The 25136-nt window shown below is 72.4% G+C and carries 22 protein-coding genes and 1 tRNA gene; 13 read left to right on the top strand and 10 right to left on the bottom strand.

Features of this window, described 5'->3' with window-relative positions; all coding sequences use genetic code 11:
• Positions 1–312: 312 nt before the first annotated feature.
• The 3 genes from thiM to thiD are packed head-to-tail and all read left to right on the top strand — an operon-like array spanning position 313 to position 2928.
• Positions 313–1152 (top strand): hydroxyethylthiazole kinase, encoded by an 840-nt coding sequence (thiM, locus tag JOF44_RS07785; RefSeq protein WP_209889395.1) that lies wholly within the window; start codon positions 313–315, stop codon positions 1150–1152.
• On the top strand, positions 1149–1874 hold the full coding sequence (gene thiE / locus JOF44_RS07780) for a thiamine phosphate synthase (protein ID WP_209889392.1): 726 nt from the start codon (positions 1149–1151) through the stop codon (positions 1872–1874). Before thiM ends, thiE begins: the two co-directional genes overlap by 4 nt.
• Positions 1867–2928 (top strand): bifunctional hydroxymethylpyrimidine kinase/phosphomethylpyrimidine kinase, encoded by a 1062-nt coding sequence (gene thiD, locus JOF44_RS07775; RefSeq protein WP_342591700.1) that lies wholly within the window; start codon positions 1867–1869, stop codon positions 2926–2928. The genes thiE and thiD overlap by 8 nt, the downstream gene beginning before the upstream one ends.
• A gap of 105 nt (positions 2929–3033) precedes the next feature.
• On the opposite strand, the gene JOF44_RS07770 is transcribed toward thiD, so the two are convergent.
• The 3 genes from JOF44_RS07770 to JOF44_RS07760 form a co-directional block, all read right to left on the bottom strand.
• Positions 3034–3246, bottom strand: a complete 213-nt coding sequence (locus JOF44_RS07770; RefSeq protein WP_209889389.1) for a hypothetical protein — start codon at positions 3244–3246, stop codon at positions 3034–3036.
• Between the two features lie 206 nt (positions 3247–3452).
• The gene (locus JOF44_RS07765; RefSeq protein WP_209889386.1) at positions 3453–3722 is read right to left on the bottom strand and encodes a hypothetical protein; all 270 of its coding nucleotides are present in this window, start codon (positions 3720–3722) and stop codon (positions 3453–3455) included.
• 53 nt (positions 3723–3775) lie between these two features.
• Entirely contained in the window at positions 3776–5287 is a 1512-nt protein-coding gene (locus JOF44_RS07760) for a SulP family inorganic anion transporter (RefSeq protein WP_342591699.1), read from the bottom strand.
• A gap of 202 nt (positions 5288–5489) precedes the next feature.
• Here JOF44_RS07760 and JOF44_RS07755 point away from each other — a divergent pair, with 202 nt between their 5' ends.
• A complete protein-coding gene (locus JOF44_RS07755; RefSeq protein ID WP_209889384.1) occupies positions 5490–5858 on the top strand; it encodes a MerR family transcriptional regulator in 369 nt (122 codons plus the stop codon).
• A gap of 203 nt (positions 5859–6061) precedes the next feature.
• On the opposite strand, the gene JOF44_RS21105 is transcribed toward JOF44_RS07755, so the two are convergent.
• From JOF44_RS21105 to JOF44_RS07735, 4 genes are all read right to left on the bottom strand, one after another.
• Positions 6062–8161 (bottom strand): prolyl oligopeptidase family serine peptidase, encoded by a 2100-nt coding sequence (locus tag JOF44_RS21105; RefSeq protein WP_209889381.1) that lies wholly within the window; start codon positions 8159–8161, stop codon positions 6062–6064.
• Positions 8162–8350: 189 nt separating this feature from the next.
• A complete protein-coding gene (locus tag JOF44_RS07745; protein WP_209889378.1) occupies positions 8351–8752 on the bottom strand; it encodes a hypothetical protein in 402 nt (133 codons plus the stop codon).
• A 7-nt stretch (positions 8753–8759) separates the two neighbouring features.
• Entirely contained in the window at positions 8760–8963 is a 204-nt protein-coding gene (locus JOF44_RS07740; protein WP_209889375.1) for a type II toxin-antitoxin system HicA family toxin, read from the bottom strand.
• 228 nt (positions 8964–9191) lie between these two features.
• A tRNA-Arg gene (locus JOF44_RS07735) sits at positions 9192–9264 on the bottom strand.
• A gap of 75 nt (positions 9265–9339) precedes the next feature.
• Between JOF44_RS07735 and JOF44_RS07730 the strand changes: the two genes are divergently transcribed.
• Both JOF44_RS07730 and JOF44_RS07725 read left to right on the top strand, forming a co-directional pair.
• The gene (locus tag JOF44_RS07730; RefSeq protein ID WP_209889372.1) at positions 9340–10839 is read left to right on the top strand and encodes a nitrilase-related carbon-nitrogen hydrolase; all 1500 of its coding nucleotides are present in this window, start codon (positions 9340–9342) and stop codon (positions 10837–10839) included.
• Positions 10840–10900: 61 nt separating this feature from the next.
• On the top strand, positions 10901–11596 hold the full coding sequence (locus tag JOF44_RS07725) for a copper resistance protein CopC (RefSeq protein ID WP_209889370.1): 696 nt from the start codon (positions 10901–10903) through the stop codon (positions 11594–11596).
• 198 nt (positions 11597–11794) lie between these two features.
• Here JOF44_RS07725 and JOF44_RS07720 read toward each other — a convergent pair whose 3' ends face one another.
• Positions 11795–12004, bottom strand: coding sequence for an antitoxin (locus tag JOF44_RS07720; RefSeq protein ID WP_209889368.1), 210 nt, complete (start codon positions 12002–12004; stop codon positions 11795–11797).
• A gap of 163 nt (positions 12005–12167) precedes the next feature.
• Between JOF44_RS07720 and JOF44_RS07715 the strand changes: the two genes are divergently transcribed.
• The 5 genes from JOF44_RS07715 (at position 12168) to proC (ending at position 20116) form a co-directional block, all read left to right on the top strand.
• Positions 12168–13025, top strand: coding sequence for a DeoR/GlpR family DNA-binding transcription regulator (locus JOF44_RS07715; protein ID WP_342591698.1), 858 nt, complete (start codon positions 12168–12170; stop codon positions 13023–13025).
• Between the two features lie 69 nt (positions 13026–13094).
• A complete protein-coding gene (locus tag JOF44_RS07710; RefSeq protein ID WP_209889366.1) occupies positions 13095–17804 on the top strand; it encodes a DUF4011 domain-containing protein in 4710 nt (1569 codons plus the stop codon).
• Complete coding sequence (locus JOF44_RS07705) at positions 17801–18067, top strand: hypothetical protein (RefSeq protein WP_245348892.1); 267 nt, start codon at positions 17801–17803, stop codon at positions 18065–18067. Before JOF44_RS07710 ends, JOF44_RS07705 begins: the two co-directional genes overlap by 4 nt.
• 143 nt (positions 18068–18210) lie before the next feature.
• Complete coding sequence (locus tag JOF44_RS07700; protein ID WP_209889364.1) at positions 18211–19194, top strand: DUF368 domain-containing protein; 984 nt, start codon at positions 18211–18213, stop codon at positions 19192–19194.
• 55 nt (positions 19195–19249) lie between these two features.
• The gene (gene proC, locus JOF44_RS07695; protein WP_209889361.1) at positions 19250–20116 is read left to right on the top strand and encodes a pyrroline-5-carboxylate reductase; all 867 of its coding nucleotides are present in this window, start codon (positions 19250–19252) and stop codon (positions 20114–20116) included.
• Between the two features lie 61 nt (positions 20117–20177).
• On the opposite strand, the gene JOF44_RS07690 is transcribed toward proC, so the two are convergent.
• Together JOF44_RS07690 and JOF44_RS07685 are read right to left on the bottom strand one after the other, a co-directional pair.
• Positions 20178–20843 carry a potassium channel family protein gene (locus JOF44_RS07690; protein WP_209889359.1) on the bottom strand — a complete coding sequence of 222 codons (666 nt, stop codon included), beginning with the start codon at positions 20841–20843 and terminating at the stop codon, positions 20178–20180.
• 88 nt (positions 20844–20931) lie between these two features.
• Complete coding sequence (locus JOF44_RS07685) at positions 20932–22347, bottom strand: TrkH family potassium uptake protein (RefSeq protein WP_209889356.1); 1416 nt, start codon at positions 22345–22347, stop codon at positions 20932–20934.
• Positions 22348–22468: 121 nt separating this feature from the next.
• Between JOF44_RS07685 and JOF44_RS07680 the strand changes: the two genes are divergently transcribed.
• Positions 22469–23812 (top strand): acetoin utilization protein AcuC, encoded by a 1344-nt coding sequence (locus JOF44_RS07680; RefSeq protein WP_209889353.1) that lies wholly within the window; start codon positions 22469–22471, stop codon positions 23810–23812.
• A gap of 257 nt (positions 23813–24069) precedes the next feature.
• Positions 24070–25122, top strand: coding sequence for an IS110 family RNA-guided transposase (locus JOF44_RS07675; RefSeq protein ID WP_209889350.1), 1053 nt, complete (start codon positions 24070–24072; stop codon positions 25120–25122).
• Positions 25123–25136: the final 14 nt, after the last annotated feature.

Genomic DNA, 25136 nt, shown 5'->3' with positions numbered 1-25136 from the left:
CCCGCGCTGTGCGGGGCTGTGGTGCGGGTGCCCGGTCGGACGAACCGGCTCCGACGAGACGGCACCCGGACCAGCGTGCCAAAGAGTCAACAAAAGGTCAAGGAAGCGTCATGTATTCACGAGGAGTGTGCGCCTCCGAGCGGTCACGGACGGGCCACGAGTCCGCGGTCCGGGGCCCCCGAGGCGACGACCGGCCGACGTCGGGCTGCTGCTAGAGTCGCCGACCAGTGACACGGGGTGCCGTCGAGGTGACGGCTGAGAGCACACCCGTCGAACCTGCCCTGGTCCACACCTGCGAAGGGATCGTCACCCATGACTGCCAGCACGCCCGGCATCCGACTCCGGCACGCCCTCGAGGTCCTGCGCGAGCGCAGCCCCCTCGTCCAGTGCCTCACCAACACCGTCGTCCAGCAGATCACCGCCGACGTCCTGCTGGCCGTCCGCGCCGCCCCGGCGATGGTCGATCACCCCCTGGAGGCTCCCGTCTTCGCGGGCGCCGCCGACGGAGTCCTGATCAACGTCGGGACCGTCTCCTCGGACCAGGCCACGGCCATGCCCGCCGCGGCCCGCGCGGCCGCGGAGGCCGGCACGCCGTGGGTGCTGGACCCGGTCGCCATCGGCTCCCTGCCCGTGCGCACCCCGCTCGCCCACGAGCTGCTCGCCCTCGGCCCCACCGCGATCCGCGGCAATGCCTCCGAGATCGCCGCCCTGGCGGGTGACGGCGCGGGCGGCCGCGGCGTCGACGCCACCGACTCCGTCGACGACGTCCTGCGTGCCGCCCGCGATCTCGCCCGCCGCAGCGGCACCGTCGTCGCCGTCTCCGGGGAGCGCGACGCGATCCTCTCCGCCGACCGCACCACGGTGCTCACCAGTGGGGACGCCCTGCTGCCCCGCGTGATCGGGACCGGCTGCTCCCTCGGCGCGGTCTGCGCCGCCCTGCTCGGCGCCATCCGCGGCAGCGACCTCACCGCGCACGATGCGGTCCTGGCCGCCCACGCCCTGCTCGGCGCCGCCGGCACCGTCGCCGCCCGCGAGGCCCGCGGCGTGGGATCCTTCGCCGTCGCCTGGCTCGACGCCCTGGACACCCTCACCCCCGAGGATGTCGTGACCCTGGTCCAGATCCAGGAGGACCCGGCCGGAGTGACGGCATGATCCGGCCCTCCTTGCGCGCGGCGCACGCCGCTGACCTGCGTCTCTACCACGTCACCGACTCGGAGCTGTCCGGCGGGATCGACGCCGTGCCGGCCGTGGTGGTGGCGGCGGTCCGCGGCGGGGCGGGCATGATCCAGCTGCGGGACAAGCACGCCACCGATGCCGATCTCGTGGCGCTGGTCCGCGAGTGTCGCGAGGTGCTGCGGGCAGGACTCGGGCCCCGCGCGGCACAGATCCCGCTGGTGGTCGACGACCGGCTCGCCGTGGCCGAGCAGACCCGCTGCCACCTCCATGTGGGGCAGGACGACGTGCCCCCGTCCCGCGCCCGCGAGATCCTCGGGGACGACCTCATGATCGGCGTGTCCACCGGGACCCCCGGCCAGGTGGACGAGGCCCTGGCCGACGGGTCGGCCGACGTGCTGGGCATCGGCCCGATCCGCGCCACCGACACCAAGACCGACGCGGCCGCGCCGCTCGGCCTCGACGGCCTCGCCGCCTGCCTCGCGCCGTGGGCCGCGGCCCGTCGGACGGCGGGAGCGCAGGGCCGAGACCTTACGTGCACCGTGGCGATCGGCGGGATCGATGCCGTGCTGGCCGGACAGGTGGCCGCGACGGGCGTCGAGGGCGTCTGCGTCGTCTCGCGCATCGCCGCGGCGGCGGACCCGGAGCGGGCGGCCGCCGAGCTGCTCGCGGCCTTCGAGGAGGGGAGCCGTCGTGGATGAATCGCCCGGCGCGGCCGCCCCATCCGCGACCACCCCATCCGCGACCACCCCGTCCTCGACCACCCCTTCCTCCGTCCAGGAGCTCCCCGCCATGCGACCACCGACCTCGCTGACCATCGCCGGCTCGGACTCGGGCGGGGGAGCCGGGATCCAGGCCGACCTGAAGACCTTCACCGCCCTCGGCGTCTACGGCACCTCGGCGATCACGGCCCTGACCGCCCAGAACACGCTCGGCGTGCAGGCCGTGATCCCGATCGCCCCGCAGGACGTCCAGCGGCAGATCACCAGCGTGCTCGACGACATCCCGCTGGATGCGACGAAGATCGGGATGCTCGCCTCCGCCGAGGTGATCGCCGCCGTGGCAGAGACCATCGAGAGCCGGAGGGAGGCGTTCGGCCGCCTCGTGCTCGACCCCGTCATGGTCGCCACCAGCGGAGACGTGCTGCTGCCCGATGTCGCGACGGATCTGCTGCGCGAGCGCCTGCTGCCGCTCACCGACGTGATCACCCCCAACCTGCCGGAGGCCGCGCAGCTGCTCGGGGTCTCGGAGGCCGACGACCTCGAGACCATGAGCGAGCAGGCCGAGCAGCTGCGCGGCTGCGGCGTCGAGGTCGTGGTCCTCAAGGGTGGGCATCGTGCGGGCGACGAGATGGTCGACGTGGTCGCTCATCCCGGGGGGATCGACCAGCTCCGGGACGAGCGCGTGCGCACACGGGGGACGCATGGCACCGGGTGCACCCTCTCCGCGGCGATCGCCGCCCAGTACGCCCGTCTCGCCGTCGCGCGGGATCCTGGTGCAGGGCCGTTGCGGCGGCTCGCGACCACGCAGGACGCGGCGGACGAGCTGGGCGCGGCGGACGAGCGGGGGCCAGCCGACGAGCGGGGTCCGACCCGCGGGCGGGGAGACGACCTCGCGGCGATCGCGGCCGCCCGCGACTTCCTGCAACGTGCCCTGCACGGCGGGGCTGAGCAGCAGCTCTCGTTCAGCCCGCAGGCGGGGAACGGGCCGGTCGACCACCTGGTGACCATTGCTCGTCGCCCGGACCGGAGCTGACCGCGCCGTCGGACACGCCCGCGGGCACGGCGACCCCGGCCCGGACTCCGTGTCGAGGGCCGTGCCCGGGCGAGGGACGGCGATGGCAGACCCGGGGCGAGCGCCTCAGGCGCTGCGTGCGGCGAGAGGCTCGGCGCCGGTGCGGACGGGACCGATGACCGCAGGGCGGGAGCCGGTCGTCTCGACCAGATCGACCAGGTCGTCGGTGCCTACCGCGGGGAGGTCATGGCCGTCGACGGGGGCGGTCTGCGGCGCGGTCTCGGCCTCGAGATAGTCGAAGTGGCCAGCCGCGGTGCCATGTGTGTCGGTGACCTTCATCGGATCCTCCTGGAGACGTCAGACGATGATCACTGGCCCGTCCTGGCCAGGTGAGGACCACCATGGCACCACGACCTCGGATTTCGCGGTACGACACCTCAAAGAATTGTGGACGGCGATGACGTGGGGAGGGTTGATCGGTGATCGGTGATCGGTGATCGGTGATCGGCGATCGGTGATCGGCGTCCGGCACGGCGCGGCGTCGCTCAGCGCTCGTCGTCGTCCCGGTGGAGTGTCGGATCACCGTGCGAGGCGCGGTAGCGGTCGTCCTCGGTGTCCTCGTCGGTCGTGGACCGATCGCGCGTACGCAGCCCGAGCGCGACCCCGAGGGCGACCCCGATGAGGAACCCGGTCGCCGCGCCCACCAGCAGATTGTCGGTGACCGCGAGCGCGGTGCCGATCCCGACGACGAAGCCGATGATCATCCCGAAGGGAAGCCAGGTGGCGTCGAAGGGGCGGCGCGTGCGGTGAGTCATATGTCCTCTGTCCGGTCGGGACCCGGCGGGCGCGGCCCGCTGCTGGGTGGTCCTCAGCGTAGCCCGGTCAGGCGCACCCGCATGCGACGGCTGGCCTCGTTCAGTCCCACGATGTCGACCTCGGTGCCGCGCTGGGTGTACTTGTCGGTGACCGCGTCCAGCGCGGCCACCGTGGAGGCATCCCACAGGTGGGAATCGCGCATGTCGATCACCACGTGCTCGGGATCGCCGGCGTAGTCGAACATCGTGTACAGGTCGTTGGACGAGGCGAAGAACAGCTCCCCGCGCACGGTGTACCGCGCGGTGACCGTGCCGTCCGTGTCCTCGATCAGCGCGCGGTCGACCCGCACGAAATGGGCGACCCGGTTGGCGAAGGCCACCATCGCGACCAGCACACCGAGCACCACGCCGATCGCCAGATTGTCGGTCGAGACCGTGGCCACCACCGTCACCAGCATGACCGTCGTCTCGGACTTCGGCATCCGGGCGAGGGTGCGGGGGCGGATCGAGTGCCAGTCGAAGGTCGCCCAGGATACGAAGACCATCACCGCGACCAGCGCGGCCATCGGGATCAGGGCCACCAGGTCGCCGAGGGTCACCACCAGGATCAGCAGGAACACCCCGGCCAGGAAGGTGGAGATCCGGGTGCGGGCGCCGGCGGCCTTCACGTTGATCGTGGTCTGGCCGATCATCGCGCAGCCGCCCAGGCCGCCGAAGAACCCGGTGACGATGTTCGCCGCGCCCTGGCCCCACGCTTCGCGGGTCTTGTTCGAACGGGTGTCGGTGATGTCGTCGACGAGCTTCGCGGTCATCAGCGACTCGAGCAGGCCCACGACCGCCATCGCCAGCGCGTACGGCCCCACGATCTCCAGCGTCTCCAGAGTCAGGGGGACGTCGGGGAGGAACAGGGAGGGCAGCGACTCGGGCAGGGCGCCCTTGTCGCCGACGCTCGGGATGTGGTCCCACCCGAACGCCACCACGAGCACGGTGAGCACGAGGATGGCCACCAGCGGCGCCGGCACCGCCGTGGTCAGCCGCGGCAGCCCGAACACGATCACGCCGGCGAGCAGGACCAGGGGGTAGACGAGCCACGGCACCCCGAGCAGCTCCGGAACCTGCGCCAGGAAGATGAGGATCGCGAGCGCGTTGACGAAGCCGACCATCACCGAGCGCGGGATGAAGCGCATCAGGCGTGCCGCCCCGACCAGCGCGAGCACGATCTGCAGGACGCCCGCCAGGATCACGGCGGCGATCAGGTACTGCAGGCCGTGGGAGGCCATCAGCGGGGCGATCACCAGGGCGACGGCGCCCGTCGCGGCCGAGATCATCGCGGGACGCCCGCCGAGGATCGCCGTGGTCACCGCCATGGTGAAGGAGGCGAACAGGCCGACGCGGGGATCGACGCCGGCGATGATCGAGAAGGCGATGGCCTCCGGGATCAGCGCCAGGGCGACCACCAGACCACCCAGGATCTCCGTCTTCAGCCAGCCCGGGCGCCGCAGGGTGAGGCGGACGCTCTGGCGCTCCAGGGGCGTCGGCGAGTCGGAGGTCAGGACAGCGGACACGGTCGTCTCCTCGGGAGAGGGCGGGATGGCGAAACCTTGACGAAGGGGGAAGGTTCCGGGAACACCTTAACGGAGCGTTAAGGTTGGGCGCGAGCCGTCGTCCGGTGTGGTCGGACACAGCCCGAGCCGCAGGATGTGGCCGGACCGAGCGCGAGCCGCAGGATGTGGCCGGACACAGCAGGAGCAGCGGGAAGGAGCCGGGATGCACATCGGGGAGTTCGCCGAGAGGACGGGGCTGTCCTCACGCACCCTGCGCCACTACGAGGAGATCGGGCTGATTCCTCCCACGGGGCGGACCGAGGGCGGCTTCCGCGTCTACACCGAGAGCGACCTGCGCCGGATGCTGACCATCCGGCGGATGAAAGCCCTGGGATACTCCACCACGGAGATGGGCGAGCTGCTCGAGCTGCTCGATGTGCTCGAGGGGCCGGCATCCCGGGACGACAAGGAGGCGGCGCGCGCGCAGCTGCACGCCACCCTCGAGGACTCGAGGGCGAGGCGCGAGAAGCTGGCGCTCCAGGTCGAACGGGCCGACGAGTTCCTGGGCATCCTCCGCGACCGACTCAGCTGAGATCCTTCCGAGGGCGCGCAGCAGGTGGGTGGCTGCTGCAGGTGGGTGCCGGGGTGGCGGTCGGGGTGGCTGCGAACTTTCGGCATCATGCGTGACCTCACAGGCGTATAGGCATTGAGCTCACGCAGGGAGCCGAATCTCAGCAGGCGGAGCGGACAGGCCGGGGTGCGCCGCAGCAGAGGGGGCCCGTCAGCCCGGACAGCTCACCAGGGCAGCACCTCGGGGATCGGGTCGCCGCCGAGGACGTGCTGGTCGCAGAAGGCCAGCACGGCCCGGTTCCAGGCCAGGGCGTTCGACGGGGTCAGCACCCAGTGGTTCTCGCTGGTCAGCTGCAGGAACCGGTGCGGCATCGTCTGCGGCGGGCCGTCCCACCCCGAGACCAGGTCCCACCACAGCCGCAGCGCCTCGCTGATCGGCACCCGGTAGTCGCGGTTGCCGTGGGTGACGAGCATCGGGGTGGTGATCGAGTCGGCGGCGCGATGTGGGGAGTAGGCGCGATACCAGTCCGGGTCCTCGTCCTCGTGGCGGTGCACGCGCATCTTCGACGCGGCGGCGTCCGTGGTGCGGTGCTGCTGCTCCAGCGCCCACAGCCCGGCGTGCGTGACGATCGCATCGAAGCGGTCCGTGTGTCCGGCGATCCAGTTCGCCATGAACCCGCCGAACGATGCACCGAGCATCGCGGTGCGGGTGCCGTCGAGCTCCGGACGCTCCAGCATGTCGTCGAGGAGCGTCTCGCATTCACGGAAGACGACATCGGGCCGGCGCGGCCAGCCGCGGTTCAGCCCCGCGTCCCCGTAGCCGGTGGACATCGCCGGATCCGGCATCAGCACCGCGTAGCCGCGCTCCACCGCCAGCCAGGGGCACCAGCGCCAGCTCCAGGCATTGTAGGAGCCGTGCGGGCCGCCGTGGATCCACAGCATCGCCGGCGCGGGGGAGGCGGCCGAGGCGGAAGCCGGTACGCACAGCCAACCGCCGACGCCGACCCCGTCCACGTCGGTCTGCACCCATTCCAGCGTGCCGGGCAGGGCGGCGACGGCGCCCGGGGCGGGCAGCTCGCGCAGGACGCCCGGGGCGGACTGCTCGCGGGCGGCGCCGGCGGACCGCTCGGCCGCGACGTCTGCAGCCGTGATCCGCAACGGCCGGGCCGGGGTCCCGATATCGCTGCGCAGGGCGAACAGCGACCCGTCGGGCGCCGGGGCGAGAGCGGAGAAGACCCCGTCGCCCGCCACCGTGCGCACTTCTCCCGTCGCCGGATCGATGGCGAGGATCGCCCCGGAGGAGTGCAGATCACCGGCCACCAGGAGGGTGCCGTCGGTGGTCCACTCCACCTCGCCGATGCTCAGGTCGCCGAGCTGGGCCGTGGCCGGCTCGCCGCCGCCGATCGGATGGATCTCCAGGCGGCTGTAGCTGGTGTCCGTCGGGCTCGAGGCGGTCGAGCGGATCACGGCCAGGTGCCGACCGTCGCGGGAGAACTGCGGGCTGTCGTACTGGGCCTCGTCATCGCCCTGCAGCAGCACGACGCGGCGCAGCGTGGCGGTGTCGATCAGCACGATCGAGCTGCGGGTCTCCCCGCCGCCCACGCGCTGGGTCCAGGAGGCGGCGACCGTGGCGCCGTCGGGGGAGAGGTCCGCGGACGCGGTATTCAGGGTCACGGTGCCGACGTCCGGGGTGAGGTCGGTGAGGTCGCCGCTTTCGGAGACGAGCACCAGGCGGCGGCTGCTGTCGCCGATCTCGTGGTCCCACTGCCGGATCGGCAAGCCGGTGTGCCAGATGGTGGTCCGCTTCGCGTCCTGGCGGGCGGTGCGGCGCTCGGCGTCGTCCTCGAGGGTCCCGCCCGGCAGCACGGAGGTGGCCCCGAGCATCGAGCCGTCCTCGGCGACGGCCAGCAGTGTCAGCCCGGCCGGGGCGGAGGCGACGACGGCGGCCTCGCCGGTGCGCGGCAGACGCCAGATCGCGGAGGTGTCCTCCTCGGCCTCCCCCTGCGGGTCGGGCCGGGCGGAGCTGAACAGCAACGACCCGTCCTGGGCGAAGCGCGGGGAGCTCTCGCCCTGGGCGGAGAAGGTCAGGCGCCGAGCCGGCTGTCTCCCCCCGGGGTCGAGCTCCCAGAGGGAGGAGACGAGCTTCGCGCCGTGCTCGTCGGCCTCCTGGATCGCCGCGACCACGCGGCCGTCGGGGCCGGCGGCCAGCGAGGTCAGGCGAGGGATCCGCAGGAAGCCGTCGATATCGCAGAAGTCCGAGAACGCCGTCGGTGCGGCAGGGTCGGTGGGCGCGGAGGACTCAGGGGCAGAGGTGAGGTGGGGCACTCCGTCACGGTATCGCGCACCCGGGGAGCGGTACACGAAGATCGGTCCCGTCGTGCGCCCGACACCCTGTTCACCGTGGCGGCGACACCGCGTGGGTCCGAGAGTCCGGAACAAGGAGAAGTGCACCCTCTCCGGGTGCGCAGCCCAGAAGCAAGGGCGAGCCAGGAACAGCGACCCTTGCGGGGGCCCTCATACCGCGGAGAGCTGCTGCACCCTCTGGCGGGACAGGCCTAGAAGCGTTGCGATGTCGGCTTGACTGAGCCCCTGGGAACGCAGCTCCTGGACCGCCTTGCGACGCAGCGCTGCAGCTTCATCCAGCGCAGCCCGACCTCGTTCCTCGCGTTCGGCAGCGCTGTGCACAGCGGTTTCTACCCCGTCGGGGAGTGCGTAATGCACGCGCACTTCGATATCGCCGTCATCTGTCCAGAGGTCGATCACGTCACGAGCTTCCCGTGCTACATCCTCGGCGCGTCGCGCTTGACCCATGGCGACGATGTTCCTGCCCTTCGCCGGCGCGGGGGACGTGAGGGCAGGGATCTCGAAGGTCCACCAGGGTCCGTCCCGGTAGCTGGTCACGTCGTAGACGGTCATGGGAACCTCACTTCCAGTTGGCCGGCGTGCCGGGGAGCCGTTCGATGATCTGTCGCACGACTCCGGCAGACACCTGGGAATGGTGGGGAACGCTTTGCTTCTCGCCATGTGGGCCCTCCCACATCTCGTGTGAGCCTTTGGTCCTGACGTGCCGCCACCCTTGCGAACGGAGGAATCTCGCGACGTCCCGGTACTTCTGGGGCTTGACCATCACATTACGCTATCCCCCCTGGCAAGCACAAGGCAAGGGGGACTAGCCCGGTGTGGATGGAGCAGAGATCCACATGCTGGCGAGGCTCCGTTGAGGCGAGGGTGGACGGGGTCGCGGGTCGGCGCCGTGGGGTGCGCGTGAATGCTGGTGCGGAGCGTGTGCGGACCGCCGATGCGTTCAGGTGTCGGACTGTGCATCCTCGCGAGTTTCTGACCTGCTACTTCTCAGTGCCCCCGGCGCGAATCGAACGCGCGACACCCGCTTTAGGAGAGCGGTGCTCTATCCCCTGAGCTACGGGGGCCGATCGGCCCGCGGACGACGACACAGGGTGCCCCACGGACCGCCGACATCCTAGCGCCCGTGGGAGGATCGCTCCATGTCGAGCTCGGAGCACGAGAGAACCGCCACCACCGCCGCGATCATCCTGGCGGGCGGGGCCGCCTCGCGCATGGGCGGGCAGGACAAGACGCGGCTGCCCATCGCCGGGGCCACCGCGCTCGAGCGGGTGCTGCGCGTCGCCCCGGCAGATCGGCGCATCGTCGTCGGCCCCGGTGGGACGGACGGGGACGCGCTCGCCGCACGCCACGACGCCCGCTTCGTCCTCGAGGACCCGCCGCGCTCCGGGCCGCTGGCCGCGCTCGGGCGAGGGATCGCCGCCCTCGAGGACGCCGACCCGAGCACCACGGTGCTGGTGCTCGGCGGCGACATGCCGATGCTGCGCCGGGAGACCCTCACCGCGCTCGCCGCCACCAGCCGGGCGGGGCAGAAGGTCACCGCGCTGACCGCAGAGGACGGCCGCCTCCAGTTCCTCTGCGCCGCCTGGCCGCTGGCGCGTCTGCGCCGCGCCCTGGCCGACGTCGAGAATCCCGGCGGCGGGTGGGCAGATCTCAGCCTGCGGCGCTTGTACGCCCGGCTCGAAGACGACGAGCTGGTCTCCCATCGGGCCAGCGGAGCGGAAGGGGCCGACATCGACACCCCCGACGCCCTCGAGCAGGTGCGCCGCGCGGCGGGCCCTCGCATCGCCCTGGCCCAGATCGAGGTCAGCGAGGACTACGGGACCACGGCCGGGATCGTCCGTCGGGCCGTGGCGGACGCGGCCGCCGCCGGCGCCCGTCTGGTGCTGCTGCCCGAGGCCACCCTGACCCCCTTCGGCACCGACCTGCGCGCAGCCGCCGAGGCCCACCACGAGGAGTTCGCCCAGCTGATCCAGGAGCTCGCCACCGATCACGGCCTGGTGGTGGTCGCCGGATCCTTCACCCCGGCCGACGGCGCTCGGGTGCACAACACCCTCATCGCACGCGGCCCTCGGAGCAGCCCCGGGAGCGGCGCTCAGAGCGACCCCGGGAGCAGAGTGGAGGGCGGCGACGGGGGAGTCGGCTCCGTCTGCGCCGAGTACCGCAAGATCCACCTCTTCGACGCCTATGGCGTGCGGGAGTCCGACACCGTCGCCCCCGGCGACCAGCTGATCACGCTCGACCTCGACGGCGCCCGCCTCGGCCTCGCCACCTGCTACGACGTGCGCTTCCCGGAGCAGTTCGCGGCCCTGGCCCGTCGCGGAGCGCACGCCGTGCTGCTGCCGATGGCCTGGGGCGACGGCCCCACCAAGTCCGAGCAGCTGCGGCTGCTCGTGGGGGCCCGGGCGCTGGACTCGACCGCCGTGGTCCTCGCGGCCGACCAGGCCCCGCCGCCCGGGCATTGCGGCCGGACGCCGCGGGGGATCGGTCAGAGCGCCGTCGTCGGCCCCCTCGGGGAGATCCGTCAGGAGCTCGGACGCGAGCCCGGGATGCTCCTGGTCGACCTCGACCTCGCCGAGATCGAGTCCGCCCGCGAGGCCCTGCCGGTGCTCACCCACGCTGTCGAGCTGCCCCGGCCGTGAGCTCCTGCGACCTCCCTCACCCTCCAGGATCGGCTCCGACCAGCTGGCGTAGCCTGCTGGTGTGACCACCCTGACCAGCCGCCCTGCCCGCCCCACGGCGCTGCTCGCGCTCGCCGCCGCCCTGACGCTCGCCGTCCTGGCGGTGCTCCCGCTGCCGGCGCACGCCCACGACACCCTGATCGAGACCGATCCCTCCGACGGCGAGACGCTCGAGACCTCGCCCGAGGCGATCACGCTGACCTATTCGGCGGACATCCTCGAGGTGAGCCCGGTGGTGCGGATCGACGACGCGGACGGGGAGACCGTCTCCGAGGTGACGCCCACCGTCGACGGACCGACCGTGACCGCCGAGCTCGAGGAGCCGCTGGCGGCCGGGACCTACACCGTCCAGTGGCGCGTCGTCTCCAGCGACGGCCATCCCATCGAGGGCAGCTTCACCTTCGACGTCGAGCAGGACACCGCCGGCGCGGCGGCTCCGAGTGACGAGGAGTCCGCGGCCGGCGACGGCGGCGGATCCGAGGCGAGCGACGCCGGGGGCGCGGAGGGATCCGCCTCGAGCACCGCGTCCGACGCAGGCGGCTCGGCCGAGGACGGGGCCGGCGGGGCTGCCTCGGAGGACGACGCCTCCTCCGAGGCATCTGCCGGCGAGGACACCGGCTCCGAGAGCTCGGCGATGCCCCTGCTGCTCGGCATCGTCGGGGTGGCCGTGGTGGGCGTCGCGATCGCCGCCTTCTTCACCCTGCGCAAGCGCCGCTGAGCCGGGCGGAGGCATCGTCCTCCGGAACCGCCGTCCGGAGCCCGCGGCGGCCGGCGGCCCCGCACGCTCGCGGACAGGCCGTCCCAGGGTGCGTGGAGCATCCGGCCCGCGCACGCCCCGACACCGACCCCGCGACACACGAAGAGGCCCCCGATGCCGAAGCATCGGGGGCCTCTCGACGTCAGAGAAGAGAGGAGGTCAGTTGCCCCCTTCCTCGCCCTCTCCCTCGCCGCCGCCGAGCCCGAACTGCTCGCGGGCGGCATCGGCACCGGAATCGACGTGCTCGTCGACCGAGTCCGGAGTGCGCTCCTTGATCTGCTCGGTCGCGGCGTCGATCCCCTGGTCGACCTTGTCCGAGTTCTCGCCGGCGAGATCCTTGGCCTTGTTCAGCGCGTCATCGAAACCCATGATCGGTGTCCTTTCGTTCGCGGAACCGCCCCGTGCAGGGCGACGTCGTCAACATACGTCGGCTTCTCGCGGTGACTCAAATGTGACCTGGACATATGGCTGGATCTGACGAATCCTGACCGCTTTGCGGACAAATCCTGACCAGCCGCGCAATACTGGGTGCGTGACTGTGCATAATTCCGAAGCTGACGAGAAGTCCGATGCGGTCCGAGAGCCCGCCTTCCGCCTTCCCCGGGACCGCTCGGCGCGCTGGGACCACGTCCTGACGCTGCTGTCGACCACCAAGCGCCTGAGCGTCGCGGAGGTCGCGCGGGAGCTGGGGATCAGCGAGTCCACCGTGCGGCGCGACTTCATGGAGATGGAGCGGGCGCAGCTGGCTCGTCGTACCCACGGGGGGATCGTCGCCGTCGATGTCGCCTACTCGCTGGCCACCGTCCCGCGCAGCACCGATGAGGGGTCGGCATTCCGCGAGCGGGTCGCCGACCACGCCGCCACCCTGGTCGAACCGGGGCAGATCATCGGCTTCAACGGCGGGCGCACCACCACCTCCACCGCCCGGCGGGCCGTGGCGCGCGGAGATCTCGACTCCCGCGACGGCTCCCCCGGTCTGACGGTGGTGTGCGCCGCGCTGAACATCGCCACCGAGGCGGTGCTGCGCCCGTCGGTGCGCACGGTCGTGCTCGGCGGCGTCGCCGAGCCCTACTCCTTCGAGCTCACCGGCCCGCTGGCGACCGCGACCATGCGGGATCTGTGGTTGGACACCATGTTCGTGGGCACGGTCGGCCTCGACATCGCCGCGGGGCTGACCTGCAACTCCGACGCCGAGGCCGGCGTCACCCGGATCATGATCGGGCACGCCCGCCGAGTGGTGGGCCTGGCGACGCCGGACAAGTTCGGTCATCGCGCCCTGGCGGGCATCTGCCCGGTCTCCGTGCTCACCGATCTGATCATCCCCGGCCCCGTGCCCGACGAGCTGAGGGCCCACCTCGAGGAGGCCTCGGTGACCTTGCACGAGGTGTGAGCAGGACGGCCGCCCATCGGCGGCACGCCTGCACGAGGTCGGGCCACGGCCCCGGTAGCGTGAGGTCCCATGTGGAGACTCCTGCGCGGCAAGAAGCGCCCAGACAGCACGGTCGAGGACGCGGACGCGCGCGACGACGCCCTGTCGGCCCTGGCCCGTGAGCGTCGCGACACCGCGCAGCGCGGCGCGCAGGACCAGCAGGAGGCGCAGGACCAGCCCAGCGTCGCCGGGCAGCGCGATCGCGCCTCGGCATCGCCGGCCCGGGAAGCCGGGACGGGCACCGGCGGCTACGACGTCGTCGTGGACCGCCATCTCGACGAGGTCGGGGCCGGGATCGCTCCCGAGCAGGACGAGGACGACTTCCCCGCCGAGCCGCGCGAGCACCGACCCCTCAGCCGCGAGGACCTCGTGGCCGACGCCCTGGACGGCTGGGCCCAGCAGATCACGGGCGGCGTCACCGCCCCCTCCTTCCTCACACAGATCCGCGCCGGCTCGGCCGTCCTGGACCTGACCCATTCCCACCCCTCGGGCCTCGCACAGCTCCTGGCGGGCCGCGGTCCGACGCGCCTGTCCTCGCTGGTCCGCGAGGTCGGGGCCCTCGCCGACGCCCGCGCCCATGCCCGCGCCATCCGCGAGATCGCCGAGCGTCATGCGGAGGAGGTCGGGCTGACCACCTGCCACCTCGGCATCGGCGAGGCCACCTGGTTCCCCGAGGACGGCTCCGCGCCGATCCACGCCCCGGTCCTGGTGCGGCCGGTGACGCTGCGCCTGCGGGGCAACGCCCGCGAGGACGTGGATCTCGAGGTCGACTCCACCGCCGACCTCAACCCCGTGCTGCTGCGCTCGCTGCGTGAAGCCGGGGTCGCGGTCGATGCCCGGGCGCTGCTGGCGACCACCGACGGCGCCCACGGGTTCGATCCCAATCCTGTCCTGGACGCCTTCCGCTCCCTCGGCCAACCGCTGCCGGGCTTCCGCATCACCCACGCCCTGGTGGTCGGGAACCTGATGGATGCCGCCGGCTCCGTCGCCGAGGACCTCGTCGAGGACCGCCCCGACTGGGTCGCCTCCCCGCTGGTGGCCGCCCTCGCCGGCGACGCCGGGGCCCAGGCCGTGGTCCGCGGCGTCGAGGCCGAGCAGGAGGTACCCGACGTGCCGGAGGACGAGCTCGTCTCCGCCGTCGACCCCGACCACCGCGCCGTCCTGGCCCGGGTGCTCGCCGGTCAGGATCTGGCCGTCGCCGCTCCTCCCGGCACGGGCAGCCTCGACCTCGTCGTCGACCTCGCCGAGGAGCTCAATGCCCGCGGCCGCAGCGTCCTGATCGTCTCCCGGCGCCGTCGCAACCTCGCTCAGCTGGTCGCCACCGCCCAGCAGCGGGGCCTCGAGGAGCTCGTCTTCGACCTCTCGCCGGACCCGTCGCTGCAGCGCAACGCCTCCGCGGCGCTGCTGCGCAGCCTGCGTCGGGCCGGATCCCACGGTCTCGGGGCCGAGGACACGGCCCCGGCGGAGCTCGGCGAGATGCGCGACATCCTCGTCGGCCACGTCGAGGCCATGCACCGCACCCAGCAGCCCTGGAACGCGACCGCGCACGACGCGCTCTCCGCGCTGGCGGCCCTGACCCGCCTGCGCCCGTCCCCGCGCACCCCGGTACGGCTGAGGGCCGACGTCGCCGCGCAGATGGTCGGGTCGGACCGGGAGCGGTTCACCACGTCGCTGCGCGAGGCCGCGGACGTGGGGCTGCTGACCACCGGCCCCGAGGAGACCGCCTGGTACGGGGCCCCCATCAGCTCCGACACCCAGGCGGCCCGGGCCGAGGAGCTCATCGACCAGCTGCGCGATGAGATCATGCCCCAGCTGCGCACCGTGTACGCCGAGGTCGGCGGCGACCTCGGGCTCCGCGAGCCCACCACGCTCGAGCAGCTGACCGAGCGGCTCGCCCTGCTGGACCGCGTCCGTGCCCTGCTGGGCACGTTCCAGGCGGCCGTGTTCTCCGCCCAGCTGGCCGACCTCGTCGCGGCCACGGCGGACAAGACCTGGCGCGCAGAGCACGGGGTGACCATGGGGTTCGGCCTGCGCCGTCGGCTGCGCCGGGACGCCGCCGCGCTGCAGCGCCCGGCCTCGCTGACCCCGGACCTGCACCGCGATCTCAGCGAGGCCCGCCGGGTCACCGACGCCTGGCGCCGCGCGGCGGTCACCGGGGAGGCGACCCGCTCCGAGGGCGGGGTCGAGACCACCACCCCCTCTGCCCCGTCGGGCCCGGCGCTGCCCGCCGACCTCGACCGGGCCCATCGCGCCGCCGAGCGCACCCAGCGGATCCTCGATGAGCTGGCCGTGCTGCTGGACGGCACCCCGGCCGGGACGGACCTCGCCCGCACCGACATCGAGGAGCTCTCGCGCCGGGTCGAGGCGCTCGCCGCGGACCGCGGCGACCTCGAGTCCCTGCCGCGGCGCACCGAGCTGCTGCGGCGCCTCAGCTTCGACGGGCTCGGCGACCTGGTCGAGGACCTCCGTGCCCGTCGGGTGCCGATCGACCAGGTGGGCCCCGAGCTCGAGCTGTGCTGGTGGAGCAGCGTCCTGGAGCTGATCGCCGGCGCCGAGCCCACCATCTCCCAGTACGACGGCACCTCGCTCTCGCAGGTCGCCGAGCGGTTCCGGCGCCTGGACGCCGAGGACCTGGCTGATGCGTCGGCCCGGGTCCATGCCGCGGCCGACGAGATCCGTGTGGCGACGATGAAGACCTACCCGGACACCTCCCGCGCCGCGATCGGCGAGCTCGCCCGCTCCTCGACCGTCTCGATCCGGGACCTCGCCGCGAAGTATGAGGACATCCTGTTCGCGGCCCGGCCCGCCTGGCTCGCCTCCCCGTACCTGGTGCCGCAGGTGATCCCGCGCGGCCGCCACTTCGACGTGCTGATCGTGGCCGACGGGGGACGTCTGCCGACCGCCGCCGCTCTGCCCTCGATCGTGCGCGCCGAGCAGACCGTCGTGGTCGGCGATCCGCTCGAGTACGGCGGAGACGCCGCACCGAGCCTGCTCGACGACATGCTGCGCATCGCCCCGCACATCGAGCTGCTGCGCGATGCCCACCCCGCCACCGAGGGTCTGCGCACCTTCGCCCAGCGCCGTGCTCTGGTGGGCGAGGTCGTCGCCGTGCCCAGTCCGATCGCCCCCGAACCCGACCGCCTCGTGCGGGTGGAGAACGGCCGCGGACCGGTCACCGAGGGCATGGAGTACGTCGAGAGCACCGAGGCCGAGCTGCGCCGGGTCACCGACCTGGTCATCGAGCACGCCCGCTCCCGCCCGGAGCGCTCCCTGGCGGTGCTGACCTTCACCGAGGACCACGCGCGCCGCCTCATGGACCGGATCATGAGCACGGTCTCCGTGATCCCCGCCCTGCGCGAGTACTTCGACCCTGCGGCCCGCGAGGTGTTCACGGTCCTGCCGGCCGAGCAGGCCAGCTCGATCCTGCGCGACGACATCATCGTCTCGATCGGGTTCGGCAAGACCCCGCACGGGAGGCTGCTGCACCGCTTCGGTCCGCTGTCCGAGGTCGACGGCCGCAAGGCCCTGGCCACGGTGATCACGCGGGCGCGCGGACGCACCACCGTCGTCTCGTCGATCGACGTCGAGGACCTCGACCATGCACGTCTGCGCAGCGACGGCGCCCGCGACCTGCGCGCCATGCTGTGGGTGCTGCGCGGCGGTCCCGACATCCCCGTCGTCCCGCACGTCGCGGCGCTGACCGGACGCGACGAGCCGATCGACCCTCCGCAGCCCGAGGCCCCGCGCTCCTCGTTCGCCGCCGTGGCCCCGCACGGGCAGGACCCGGAGAGCTCCGGCGCCGCAGGCGTGAGCGCTCCCGCCGCGATGGGAGCATCGGCCGGCGCCGGCTCGGGGCTCGCCCCTGACCAGGATCCCGCCGACGCCGAGCACGCCGCCGCCGACCACGGCGGCGAGGATCTCTCCGATGAGGACCTCGACGCCGCGATCGCGGCCGCCGTGGCCCGCAAATCCGGCGATGCGCCGGGCAGCGCCGATGCGTCCGCGGAGTCCCCGTCGGCGGCATCTTCGTCGGCACCGTCGCCGACCGAGCAGGCCGAGTCCCCGGCGAGCCCCGCCGCCGAGAGCACGGATCCGGTCGCCGAGTCGGCCGAGCCCACGGAGGCACCCGCGCCGCGCGAGCTCGAGACCGATGCGCTGGTGCGCGACCTCGCCGACCGGCTGTGGCGGCTCGGACTGCTCGTCGAGAGCGACTTCGGGGCGACCTCGGACCGTATCGAGCTCGCCCTGGGCCATCCTGACCTGCCCGGACGCCTGCTGCTGGCCGTCGACACCGACGGCGCCCGCTACGTCGGGACCACCAGCCAGCGCGAGCGCGACCGGTTGCGGGCGGAGCGGCTCGAGGCCGCCGGCTGGGCCACCGAAAGGGTCTGGTCCTGGGCGCTGTTCATCGACCCCGACGGCGAGGCCGAGCGGATCCGTCGGGCCGTGGAGCGGGCGCTGCGCCTGGTCCAGACCGAGGAGCGCTCGGAATCACCCACCGGGGTGGGCACCATCCGTCATCGCCTGCCGCGCCCGCAGATCCCCGCCGGGCACCAGCTGTCCTTCTACTCCAGCGAGGACTTCGATGCGGTGGTGGAGTACATCTGCTCCGACGGCCGAGCCCGTCTCGAGGAGCACCTCGCGACCGAGGTGCGCAGCTTCCTCGGCTTCGAGCAGCGCTCCGTGCTGCTGGACGTGTCCGTCTCCAGCGCGATCCGCCGCTACCAGGAGCGGCAGTGACCACGTCCTCGTCCGATGACGGTGCCGGGTCCGGCAGGGCATCGGTGCACCGGGGGACGGACCGGGTCGTCATCTCCTCGGTGACCGGCAGGCCCATCGCCTGGGACGAGCCCGAACAGGCCCCGGAGGGCGGGAGCGCGCCGCAGCGGCGTCCCCACGTCCCCGACCGCGTCGCCGAGGACGCCCCCGAACCCGGGACCGACGAATCCAACGACGTCCGCCTCCGCGGAGGCGTCCCTCCGCACTGGGGCGGCGGCCGCTGAGCGACGCTCACTGCTCGAGGATCTCCAGCCCGTCGCGGCGACCGTGCTCCTCCGGCCGGACGGTCCGTCCCGTCAGTGAGCACGACCACTCGTGATCCCGACTCCTGAGGTGTGCGGGGCCCGGTTTCGTAAGCTTGTCCACCATGACGGATCCCGCCCCGGACACCGCGCCCGAGCCGGCCTCCGAGCCGGCGGGGACGCCGATCCGACCCCGACACCGCAACCCTCTCGGCAATCTCCTGCGCGGAGCGCTCATCGGCATCGTCGAGACCGTGCCCGGGGTCAGCGGCGGCACGGTCGCCCTGGTCACCGGCATCTACGACGAGCTGATCGATGCGGGACACCATCTCGGCGCCGCCGCACGCCGTCTGCTGACCGGCCCGGACCGGCGCGAGGCGATCCGGGACCACCTGCGCGCCGTGCCCTGGGTTCTGGTGCTCCCGGTGCTGGTCGGGATGGCCGCGGCCGTGCTCACCGTGGCCGGTCCGATCGCGGGCCTGGTCGAGGGCCACCCGCAGCTCATGCGGGCGGCGTTCTTCGGTCTCGTGCTCGGATCGGTGCTGGTGCCGATGCGCCTCTCCGGGGGCTCCTGGCGAGCGCCCGAGCTCCTCCTCGTCGCTCTCGGTCTGCTGGCGGGACTGGCGGTCACCTCCCTCCCCACGACCGGGCTGGAGCCCAGCCCGTGGATCATCGCGCCTGCCGCCGCGGTCGCCGTGTGCGCCCTCGTGCTGCCCGGGGTGTCGGGCTCGTTCATCCTGCTCAGCCTCGGTCTCTACCAGCCCACCCTGCAGGCCGTCGACGACCGGGACCTCGGCTACCTCGCCTGGTTCGGGCTGTGGGCGGTCGTCGGACTGGTCGTGATCGTCAAGCTCATGCGGCACCTGCTGACGCGCCACCACCGCGGGACGATGGTCGTCCTCGCCGGCGTGATGATCGGTGCTCTGCGGAGCCTGTGGCCCTGGCAGGACGCCGCCGGCGCCCTCCGCGGACCCGGGGGCGACTGGCCGCTGCTGCTGGCGATCGCCGCGCTCGGCGTCCTCGCCGTGCAGCTGCTGGTCCTGGTCGAGTCCCGGCAGGCCGCCGGGCCGGACTCGACGGCTGCGCCGGACGGGACCCGGAGCGCGTGATCCGCCCCGGGCCCGAGGTCCCCGGCCCGGGAGGCCGCGCCGTACCCTGGATCGTATGAACGCCACCCCACAGCCCACGGCCTCGGACCCCGATCAGAGCTGCGCGCCCCAGCTCGACCCGCTCCACGTCGCCGTGATCGGGGCCGGCAACATGGGCGGTCCCGTCGTCCGCGCCTTCCTCGCCGCCGGAGTCCGGCCCGGCAATCTGGCGATCGCGAACTCGACCCCGGCCAGCAGCGAACGTGCCGCGGCCGAGCTCGGTGCCACCGCGGCCCCCTCCCGCGCCGAGGCGCTGAAGGGTGCCGACGTGGTGGTCCTCGGGGTGAAGCCGTACCAGATCCTCGATCTGGCCGCCGAGATCGGCGAGCAGCTCCCAGCGGGCACCCTCGTGATCTCCCTCGCCGCCGGCATCACCCTGGCGCAGATCGAGGAGGTGCTGCCGACGGGGCAGAGCGTCGTGCGCGCCATGCCCAACACCCCGATCTCGGTGGGGGAAGGGGCCGTCGGCCTGATGCGCGGCAGCGCCGTGACCGACGAGCAGCATGCCCTCGTCCACGCCCTGTTCTCCCGCGCCGGCGTCGCCGTGGACATCACGGAGCAGCAGGTCCACGCCTTCATCGGCGCCGCCGGGTCCCTGGCCGCCTTCGTGTTCTCGATCATCGAGGCGATGACGGACGAGGCCGTGCGGCTGGGACTCAAGCGCGACCTCGCCGACTCCATCGTGCAGCAGACCGTGCGCGGGGCGGCGACCATGCTGCTGGAGAGCGGGATGCATCCGGCCGTCGCGAAGAACGGGGTCTCCAGCCCCGGCGGCACCACCGTCCAGGGCCTCGCGGCGCTCGAGCGGGAGGGCGTGCGCCCCGGTGTCGCCGCGGCGATGGCCGCTGCCGCGCAGACGTCCCGCGAGATGACCGGGGACTGATCGGCCCGCTGCGGTCTCGGAACGGACGCTCGGGAGCACGGCCCCGGGGCCTGGCGGCCCGTCAGGGCCGGTTGGAGAACTTCTCGATCAGGTGCGTGTGGCCGGAGACGATCACCAGATCGTGCGCGGCGACCGTGGTCTCCGGCACCGCATAGGTGAAGTCCTTGCCCGGGGACTTCACGCCCACGATCGTCACCCCGAACTTCGCGCGGATGTCGGCCTCCGCCAGCGTCATGCCCTGCACCTCGCGCGGCGGCCGCATCTTCACGATCGCGAAGCCGTCGTCGAACTCGATGAAGTCCATCAGCTTGCCGCCCACCAGGTGTGCGACGCGTTTGCCGGCGTCGGCCTCCGGGTAGACCACGTGGTGGGTGCCGATGCGCTGCAGGATCCGGCCGTGCGCGGCGGAGATCGCCTTCGCCCAGATCACCGGCTTGCCGAAGTCCACCAGGTTCGCGGCGATCAGCACGCTGGCCTCGATCGAGGTGCCCACCCCGACCACGGCGAGGGAGAAGTCCCCGGCCCCGATCTGGTCCAGCACCTCGGGCTGGGTGGCATCGGCCCGCACCACATGGGTGAGCTGACCGGAGTACTTCTGGACCAGCTCCTCGCTGGAGTCGACCGCGAGAACCTGCGTGCCCAGCTTCTCGAGCGTCAGGGCGATCGAGGCGCCGAAACGGCCCAGACCGATCACCAGCACACCGTTGTCGCGCGCGCCGCGAGCCATGTCTCCTCCTCCGCCCCGGCCGGTTGCGCGGGGATCCGCGGGTCGGGCGAGCACAGTCTACGGTCGGACCGTCCGCGCCCCGAGCTGATCAGCCGACGATCGGACGCTCGTACGGAAGCTGGATCATGAGGGTGCGGTGGCGCAGGGCGAGCGCGGCGCCGAGCGTCATCGGACCCAGACGGCCGATGTACATGCAGGCGATGATCACCCATTTCGCCTCGGTGGGCAGCACCGAGGTGATTCCCGTGGACAGGCCGACGGTGCCGAAGGCGGACAGCACCTCGAACATCGACTGATCCAGCGTGAAGCTGGTCATCCGCAACAGGGCGAAGACCGACACGAACACCACCGTGGCGCTCATGACCAGCACCCCGATGGCCTGTCGGATCGTCTCATGGGGAATGCGTCGGCCGAACACCTCGACATCGGGATTGCCGCGGATCTCGGCCCAGATCGAGAGCATCAGCAGCGCGAAGGTCGTCACCCGGATGCCACCGCTGGTCGAGCCCGAGCCGCCGCCGATGAACATCAGCAGGTCCGTCAGCAGGCGTGACTCCGCGGTCATCGATGCCACGTCGATCGTCGCGAAGCCGCCCGAGCGCGGCATCACCGCCGCGAACCCGGAGGCGAGGAGCTTGGTCGGGATCGGGTCGTCGCCGAGGGTGGCGGGGTTCGCCCATTCCATCACCAGGTAGCCCAGCCAGGCCGCGCCCAGCAGCAGAGCGGTGGTGGTCAGCGTGAGCTTGGCGTGCAGGCTCCAGCGGCGCGGGGTGCGCAGCTTCTTGACCACCACCAGGATCACGGGGAAGCCCAGGGAACCGACGAACACCGCCAGGGCGACCGGGATGGAGAAGAACGGATCGCCCAGGTACTGCTCGACCCCCTGCGCCTCGGGGACGAAGCCGGCGTTGTTGAAGGCGCTGATGGCGTAGAACAGGCCCAGGAACAGCGACTCGCCGACGTCGTGCTCGGTGACGACCATGTACGGCGCGAGCGCCACGAACGTCATCACCTCGAAGGCGGTCGAGGTGACCAGGATGATCCGCAGCACGCCCCCGACCTCGGCCAGCCGCTCGGCTCGCGTCTCGGTCGCCGTCATCACCCGCTGGGCGAGCCCGAGCCGGTGCATCACCGACAGGCTCAGCAGGGAGGCCAGCGTCATCATGCCGAGGCCGCCCACCTTCATCGCGATCATGATCACGGTGAGCCCGAAGGTCGACCAGTGGGTGCCGGTCTCCACCGTCACCAGACCGGTCACGCAGATGGCCGAGACCGCCGTGAACAGCGCATCCACGAACTCGGTGCGCTGGCCGGACGTCGTCGAGGCCGGGAGCGACAGCAGCACGGTGAACAGCGCGATCATCCCCGTGAACACGGCGAGCGTGAACCGGGCGGGGGTCACCTTGGCCAGCGAGGCCAGGGCGGAGCGCCAGGACGACGCCGGCTTCCGGCCCCGGGAGGGCCGGGCGCCGTGCGCCGCGGACCATGCCTCGCGTTCGCTCATCGTGGTGTGTCCCCTCGGGTCCGGGCGATCTGGAGTCGCGTCCGCGGAAGTCTACGACCGTCCCGGCCCGGTCCGAGGCAGGCCACGCGCCTCCCGGCGGCGCACTGGGTACGCTCGAGCCATGCCCGACGCCGCGCCCGCTCCCGAGACCGATGCTCCGACCGATGCCGCCGCCTCGGGCGGCTGCGGGATCGTCTGGTCCGACGACCTGTGCGAGTACGACTTCGGGCCCTACCACCCGATGTCCCCGGTCCGGCTCAGCCTCACCCGGGAGCTGGCTCGCTGCGCCGGCGTGCTCGACCGCCCCGGAGTGCGGACCATCGAGCCCGTGGTCGCCACCGACGAGCAGCTCGGCGCCGTCCACGACCCCGACTACGTCGCGGCCGTGCGTGCGGCATCGGCCCCACGGGAACAGCTGCGGCACGACAGGGACGAGGGGGACGGTGACGACGGGGGAGCGGGCGACGGCGTCGACGCGGACGATGACGGGGCCGCGCGGTTCGAGCACCTGATCCGCTTCGGCATCGGCGGGGACGACGTGCCGGCCTTCCCCGGCATGCACACCGCCTCGGCGCGCATCGCCGGCGGCTCGATCGCGGCCGTCGACGCCATTCGCTCAGGACAGGTGCGCCGCGCCGTCAACATCGCCGGCGGTCTCCACCACGCCCGCCCCGCGAGCGCGTCGGGTTTCTGCGTGTACAACGACGCCGCCATCGCGATCCGTCACGCCCTGGACCAGGGCGAGGAGCGGGTCATGTACGTCGACGTCGATGTGCACCACGGCGACGGCGTGGAGCTGGCGCTGTGGGACGAACCGCGGGCGGTGACGCTCTCCGTCCACGAGACCGGCGAGCGGCTGTTCCCCGGCACCGGGTTCGTCCAGGACACCGGCGGTGCGGACGCCCGGGGCACCGCCATCAACGTGCCGCTGCCCCCGCGCACCACGGCCGACGGCTGGGTGCGGGCGATCCGTGCCACCGTGCCCGCCCTGGTGCGTGCCGTGAAGCCGACCCTGCTGGTCACCCAGCACGGGGCCGACACCCACCGGGTGGACCCGCTGGCGGACTTCTCCGTCACCCTCGAAGCGCACCGCGAGGTGATGATGCTGCTGCGCGAGCTCGCCGACGAGGTGTGCGACGGACGTTGGCTGGCGCTCGGCGGCGGCGGATACGCGGTCATCGACGTGGTCCCGCGCTCCTGGGCGCAGCTGCTCGCGGTCGCCAGCGGGGACGCGATCGACCCCAGCACGCCGCTGCCCCTGACCTACCTCGAGGCGGAGTCGCGGGTGCGCGGAGAGCACGGACTGTCCCCGGAACCCGCGATCCGCATCTACGGCGACGGTCGACCGCTCTCGGTGCGCGACTGGGAGAACGGCTTCGACCCCGAGGACGCCCTGGACCGCGCCATCCAGGCCGCACGGCGCGGTGCCTTCCCCGAGTGGGGCCTGGACCCGTTCGTGGACTGACTGTGAGGATGGCGTTATCGGCCTCGTGCTGATGGGGTGTGTTCGACGGCACCGTGCGTGACCCGTGGGCTGACTGGCTTCGTGCCTTTGCGCGGACTTGTCCGTTCGGTGTCGTCGGACCCGGCCCGGTCGGAGCTGACTGGCCTGATCAGGAGCTTGACCGCGGGCGTAGCCGCGCCCGCGTGTCCCGTCACAGTCCTGCCGTGACTCCTCCCGGACCGGACCCATTTCGTCCGCTCCGGAGCTAGGAGGAACGCATGACCAGTCTGACCGATATCGCAGAGATCGTCATCGGGGTCGACACCCACGTCGATACCCACACCGCCGCCATCGTCGAGACCGCCACCGGTGGAGTACTCGCCGAGATCACGGTGCCCACCACCCCGGCCGGCTACCAGGAACTGGTAGAAGTGGCCGAGGAACACTCACCCCTGCGGGTGTGGGCCATCGAGGGCACCGGCGGCCACGGCGCCGGCCTGACCCACCTGCTGGAGCGTGGGGACGAGGTCGTATTCGAGCTCGACCGCCCCCAGCGGGCCAAGCGCCGCAATGGCGCGAAGTCCGATCCGCTGGACGCGGTGCGCGCCGCCCGTGAAGCGATGGCACGCCCGCATCGCGGGACCCCGCGCACCGGTCCGCAGCGGCAGGCTCTGTCGGTGCTACTGGCAGCTCGCCGCTCCGCGGTCGACGCGTCGACCACTGCACAGCGGCAGCTGTTCAGCCTCGCCATCGCCGCTCCCGAGCGCCTGCGTGCCAAGCTGCGCGACCGGAAGCTGCCCGAGATGGTCGAGATCGCTTCCCGGTTCCGCATCCATACCTCGTGGGATGCGGAGACCGCCACCACCGCCAGGGTGCTGCGCGATCTGGCCCGCCGCGCCCAGGTGCTGCAGGCCGAGTCCAACGAGCACGAGAAGCAGATCCGGGCGATCGTGCGGTCCTGGCGTGCCGATCTGCTCGCTGAGAAGGGCGTCGGGCCGATCGTCGCGGCGACGGTGCTTTGCGCGTGGTCCCACCCTGGTCGCGTGCGTGACGAGGCCGCGTTCGCGATGCTCGCCGGCGTCGCCCCGTTGCCGGCCAACAGCGGCAAGACCACCACCAGATACCGGCTGAACCGGTACGGCGATCGGCAGCTCAACCGCGCCCTGCACACGATCGTGCTCTCACGCCAGCGCTACGACCAGCGCACTAAGGACTACACCGCCCGCCGCACTTGCGAAGGAAAGACCCCGCGAGAGATCAAACGTTGCCTGAAGCGATACATCGTCCGAGACCTCTACCGACTCCTCGAGAACCCACCGCTACCCGCTTGACACACCATAGGAGC

The sequence above is a fragment of the Brachybacterium fresconis genome (assembly GCF_017876515.1).
Taxonomy (GTDB): Bacteria; Actinomycetota; Actinomycetes; order Actinomycetales; family Dermabacteraceae; genus Brachybacterium; species Brachybacterium fresconis.
The sequence above is the reverse complement of the archived record's forward strand: the minus strand, read 5'-3'. Positions and strand labels throughout refer to the sequence as shown.